At 70.3% G+C, this 4609-nt stretch carries 5 protein-coding genes and 1 pseudogene; 2 read left to right on the top strand and 4 right to left on the bottom strand.

What is annotated here, in order from left to right:
- Nucleotides 1–123: 123 nt before the first annotated feature.
- Both G3N61_RS38035 and G3N61_RS38040 read right to left on the bottom strand, forming a co-directional pair.
- Nucleotides 124–714, bottom strand: a pseudogene (locus G3N61_RS38035) (2-dehydropantoate 2-reductase); the annotation flags it as partial.
- Nucleotides 707–1231: an Mpo1-like protein gene (locus G3N61_RS38040; RefSeq protein ID WP_205824997.1), complete on the bottom strand. Its 525-nt coding sequence runs from the start codon at nucleotides 1229–1231 to the stop codon at nucleotides 707–709. The pseudogene G3N61_RS38035 and the gene G3N61_RS38040, both read right to left, overlap by 8 nt.
- Nucleotides 1232–1312: 81 nt before the next feature.
- On the opposite strand from G3N61_RS38040, the gene G3N61_RS38045 reads away from it, so the two are divergent.
- Both G3N61_RS38045 and chrA read left to right on the top strand, forming a co-directional pair.
- On the top strand, nucleotides 1313–2020 hold the full coding sequence (locus tag G3N61_RS38045) for a Crp/Fnr family transcriptional regulator (protein ID WP_205824999.1): 708 nt from the start codon (nucleotides 1313–1315) through the stop codon (nucleotides 2018–2020).
- 86 nt (nucleotides 2021–2106) lie between these two features.
- Nucleotides 2107–3318, top strand: a complete 1212-nt coding sequence (gene chrA / locus G3N61_RS38050) for a chromate efflux transporter (RefSeq protein ID WP_205825000.1) — start codon at nucleotides 2107–2109, stop codon at nucleotides 3316–3318.
- Between the two features lie 106 nt (nucleotides 3319–3424).
- On the opposite strand, the gene sodB is transcribed toward chrA, so the two are convergent.
- Nucleotides 3425–4003 (bottom strand): superoxide dismutase [Fe], encoded by a 579-nt coding sequence (gene sodB, locus G3N61_RS38055; RefSeq protein ID WP_011352986.1) that lies wholly within the window; start codon nucleotides 4001–4003, stop codon nucleotides 3425–3427.
- 225 nt (nucleotides 4004–4228) lie between these two features.
- A partial coding sequence (locus tag G3N61_RS38060; RefSeq protein ID WP_277405134.1) for an exodeoxyribonuclease VII large subunit occupies nucleotides 4229–4609 on the bottom strand: 381 nt, incomplete at its 5' end.

Genomic DNA, 4609 nt, shown 5'->3' on the forward strand with positions numbered 1-4609 from the left:
GATCGGTGGTGACCGGACGGCAGCGTCGCCATGGGACGTATATCTGCCCGAGAACTTCTTCGCGCAACAGGGCTTCGGCAAGTACGTGCTGAACGCGTACTACGATTCGACCATCGCACCCGGCGCGTTGACCGCGTTGTTCAGGTTGAGCAGCAGCTTCGCCCACTGCACCGCCCGCATGTCGCGATGCAGCACGAGCGGCAGCCCGGCGCGCGCGAATGCACCGGCGAACGGCTGCAGCGCGGGGGACGCGTCGGCCGCCAGCGCGCCGGCCGAGCCCTGGTGAAACGCACCGGGCTCCCGTTCGATCACGTTGAACGGCACCATGCCGGCCAGCACGGTGGCTTGCGGCAGCGCCTCGCGCAGCACGTCGGCGTTGTGCAGGCCGTTCTGGAAGCTGATCACGACCGTGCCGGGTCGCAGCACGCCGGCAAGCTGCGCCGCGGCGTCACGCGTCGCGGCCGACTTCACCGTCACGAGCACGAGCCGCGCGGCGGCCGCAGCCGCGGGATCGGTCGCGAACACGACGTCGGCCGGCGCGACCGACGCGCGGTAGCCACGCTGGTCGGTCAGCGTCAGCCCATGCCGATGAATCGCGTCGCCGATCCGTGCGCGGCCGACGAGCGTCACGTTCACGCCGGCCGCCGCGAGCCGGCCGCCGAGATAGCAGCCGACGGCGCCCGCGCCGAACACGCAGACCGGTGCGTCAGACATGCGAATGGGCGCCGCCGTGCACGGGGCCGGCCCGCCGCTCGACTTCGCGGCGCACGTCGCCGCGCAGCCCCGCGAAGAACGCGATCTCGGCGACGACGAACAGCGGCCCGACCATCAGGCCGACCAGATCGTCGACGAACGCGGGTTTGCGCCCTTCGAACCAGTGCCCGACGAACTGCACGATCCAGCCGACGACGAACGCGCCGATGCCGATCGCGAGCCATTGCGCGGTCGGCAGCAACGCGAGCGCCTGCGCGGCCCACAGGCCCAGCGCGAACAGCGCGGTCATCACGATCCCGAACCGCAGGTCGAGGCGCAGGTAGAACACCGCGAACGCGACGGCCAGCAGCAGCGCCGGCGTCAGCGCGATGCCGGCCAGCATGCCGAGCGCCGGCCGCGACAGCAGCACCTCGGCCGCGAACACGATCATCGGGATCCCGACCAGGTGCGTCGCGATGTTGCGCGCGTCTCGGTGGTAGGCCGCATACTGGGAAAGATGGTCTTCGAGCGTCTTCATCGCGTCTCCTGGTCGGTTATTGAGCGCTATGATGCGCGTCACGCCCGAGAACCTCTGTCAGCTACCCGACATCGCGTGCCCATGCCCTCGTCGCTCACCCCGTACCTGCCGCAGATCGAAGCGAACCCGTGGTTCGCCGCGCTGCCGCCCGCGTTGCGCGCGGACCTGCTCGCCCGCGCGGCGCTGCGCCGGCTGCCGGGCGGCCATGCGCTGTTCCGGCGCGGCGACCCGCCGTGCGGGCTGTACGCCGTCCTGGCCGGTTCACTCACGATAGGTGCGGTCGACCCGCAGGGCAAGGAAGCGCTGCTGACCGTGGCCGAGCCCGTCACCTGGTTCGGCGAAATCGCGCTGTTCGACGGCCAGCCGCGCACGCACGATGCGATCGCGCTCGACGACGCGTTGCTGCTGCACGTCCCGCAGGCCACGCTGCTCGCGATCCTCGACGCGACGCCGCAATACTGGCGGCAATTCGCGCTGCTGATGGCGCAGAAGCTGCGCCTGAGTTTCCTGACCGTCGAATCGATGAGCGTGATGCCGGCCGCGCAGCGGCTCGCCGCCCGCCTGCTGATGATCGCCGACGGCTATGGCGGGATCAGCGCCGGCCGCACCCGCATCCGGCTGTCGCAGGAAACGCTCGCGGCGATGCTGTCGCTGACGCGGCAGACCACCAACCAGTTGCTGAAGGCGCTGCAGGCCGATGGCGTCGTGCGGCTGCACGTCGGCGAGATCGAGCTCGTCGACGTCGCTGCGCTGCGGCGCGCGAGCGGGTTGCCCGACGGCGTGCGCTGAGCCCCGGCACGGCCGCGGCGCGGCCTCCCCGCCGTCACCGCGATGCGCTATCGTGGCGGCTCGTCCGTTCATCCGCCGGCACAGCCTTGAGCACGTCGACCGCCTCCGCTCCCTCCCGCCATCCGTGGCCGGTGTTCGTCGCATTCCTGCGGCTCGGCCTCACGTCGTTCGGCGGTCCGGTCGCGCATCTCGGCTACTTCCGCACCGAATTCGTCACGCGGCGCGGCTGGCTCACCGAGCGCACGTATGCGGATCTCGTCGGGCTGTGCCAGTTCCTGCCGGGGCCCGCGAGCAGCCAGGTCGGGATGGCGATCGGTCTCGCGCGCGCCGGCTATGCCGGCATGTTCGCCGCGTGGCTCGGCTTCACGCTGCCGTCGGCGCTGCTGATGATGCTGTTCGCGCTCGGCGTGCACGCGACGGGCGCACCGATCGAAGCCGGTGCGCTGCACGGGCTGCGCATCGTGTCGGTCGCCGTGATCGCGCAAGCCGTGTGGGGCATGGCGCGCACGCTGTGCCCGGATGCGCGTCGCGTCACGCTGATGGCCGCGGCCGCCTGCGTCGCGCTGCTCGCGCCGGCCGCGTGGACGCAGGTTGCCGTGATCGTCGCGGCCGGACTGGCCGGCCTCGTGCTGCTGCCGCAGCCGGCGCGCGGCGCCCACGATCCGCTGCCGCTGCACGTGTCGCCCCGCGCGGGCGTACTGTGGCTCGCGCTGTTCGCGGCGCTCCTCGTCGTGCTGCCGTTCGCGGCCCGCGCGCTGCGCTCCGATACGCTCGCCGTCGTCGATGCATTCTTCCGCACGGGTGCGCTCGTGTTCGGCGGCGGGCACGTGGTGCTGCCGCTGCTGCAGGCGGCCGTGGTCGCGCCCGGCTGGGTCGGCGATGCAGCATTCCTGGCCGGATATGGCGTCGCGCAGGCGGTGCCGGGGCCGCTGTTCACGTTCTCGGCGTTCCTCGGCGCGTCGCTGCGCCACGCGCCGAACGGCTGGCTCGGCGGCACGATCGCGCTGGTGTCGATCTTCGCGCCGTCGTTCCTGCTGGTGGCCGGCACCGCGCCATTCTGGGAACGCCTGCGCCGCAGCACGCGGATGCAGGCCGCGCTCGCGGGCGTGAACGCGGCCGTCGTCGGGCTGCTGCTCGCCGCGCTCTATCACCCGGTCTGGACCGACACGATCGTGGCGCCCGGCGATCTGGCCGCCGCGCTCGTCGCATTCGTCGCGCTGGTGTTCTGGCGCGTACCGCCGTGGGCGGTCGTGCTCGCAAGCGCCGCGCTCGGCTGGGGCCTCGGCCTGCTGGCCTGATCGGGCACGCACGGCACGTTCACTCGCCACAAAAAACAAAAAGCCCTCGTTTCGAGGGCTTTTTTGCTGGGTGCCGCGCGCCGTAGCGGCGCGCAGGCGCCGGACCTTACGCGAAGTTCTTCGCTGCGAAGTCCCAGTTCACGATGTTCCAGAACGCTTCGACGAACTTCGGACGTGCGTTGCGGTAGTCGATGTAGTACGCGTGTTCCCACACGTCGATCGTCAGCAGTGCCTTGTCGGCGGTCGTCAGCGGCGTTGCGGCGTTGCTCGTCGACACGATGTCGAGCGAACCGTCAGCCTTCTTCACCAGCCATGCCCAGCCCGAACCGAACGTGCCGACTGCGGCCTTCGTGAACGCTTCCTTGAACGCGTCGTACGAACCCCACTTCGCGTTGATCGCGTCGCCCAGCGCGCCGGTCGGTGCGCCGCCGCCGTTCGGCGACAGGCTGTTCCAGAAGAACGTGTGGTTCCAGATTTGCGCGGCGTTGTTGAAGATGCCGCCCGACGACTTCTTCACGATCTCTTCCAGCGACAGGTTTTCGAATTCCGTGCCCGGGATCAGATTGTTCAGGTTCGTCACATAAGCCTGATGGTGCTTGCCGTAGTGGTACTGGATCGTCTCGAGCGAGATGGTCGGCGCGAGTGCGTCTTCAGCGTACGGGAGCGGCGGGAGCGTATGAGCCATGGCGATTCCTTCGTTGAGTATGTAGGGAGGCTGTGTTGAATGCTGCCGAGCGTCCGATTGTAGGCGAGGACGAATAACCCCGCAAACTCACGGGCCATTTATCCGCGGTATGCGGAAAAGCGATGTTGACGCAACGTCCGGCCGGACGAGCAGGCGCTGCGCAGCACCCGTTCCGGCGCGCGGTTTGGCCGTTGCGCGACCGTCACGGTGCGCGCGCCGGTTACATCAGATCGTATCGGTCAGCCGCGGCTGCACGTCGGCAAGCGACACGTCGGCCGAGCCTTCCGCGAGATGCACGGTCAGGCGGCGCTGCGGCTTCAGCGCGTTCGGCGTGCGCACCGCACGGCCCGTCTGTGCATCGATCAGCGCCGCATAACCGCGCTCGAGCGTGCGCTGCGGGCTCAACACCTCGAGCCTTGCCGCACAGGCTGACACGCGAGCCGTGTCGCGTTCGTGACGGCGCTGCAAGGCCAGCGCCAGACGCTGCGACAGCCCCGCGAGCGCCAAGCGCGCCTGCGACGGATCGGGCCGCGCACGCTGCCAGCGCAGCTGCGCGAGCGCGAACCGCGCGCGCGCGTCGCGCACCGGCCGCGACGCCGCTGAGGC

The organism is Burkholderia sp. Ac-20349 (assembly GCF_017104865.1).
GTDB classification, from domain to species: domain Bacteria; phylum Pseudomonadota; class Gammaproteobacteria; order Burkholderiales; family Burkholderiaceae; genus Burkholderia; species Burkholderia aenigmatica.

Coding starts and splice junctions, on each gene's coding strand:
- G3N61_RS38040 (WP_205824997.1), bottom strand. CDS start 1,231: ATGAAGACGCTCGAAGACCATCTTTCCCAGTATGCGGCCTACCACCGA.
- G3N61_RS38045 (WP_205824999.1), top strand. CDS start 1,313: ATGCCCTCGTCGCTCACCCCGTACCTGCCGCAGATCGAAGCGAACCCG.
- sodB (WP_011352986.1), bottom strand. CDS start 4,003: ATGGCTCATACGCTCCCGCCGCTCCCGTACGCTGAAGACGCACTCGCG.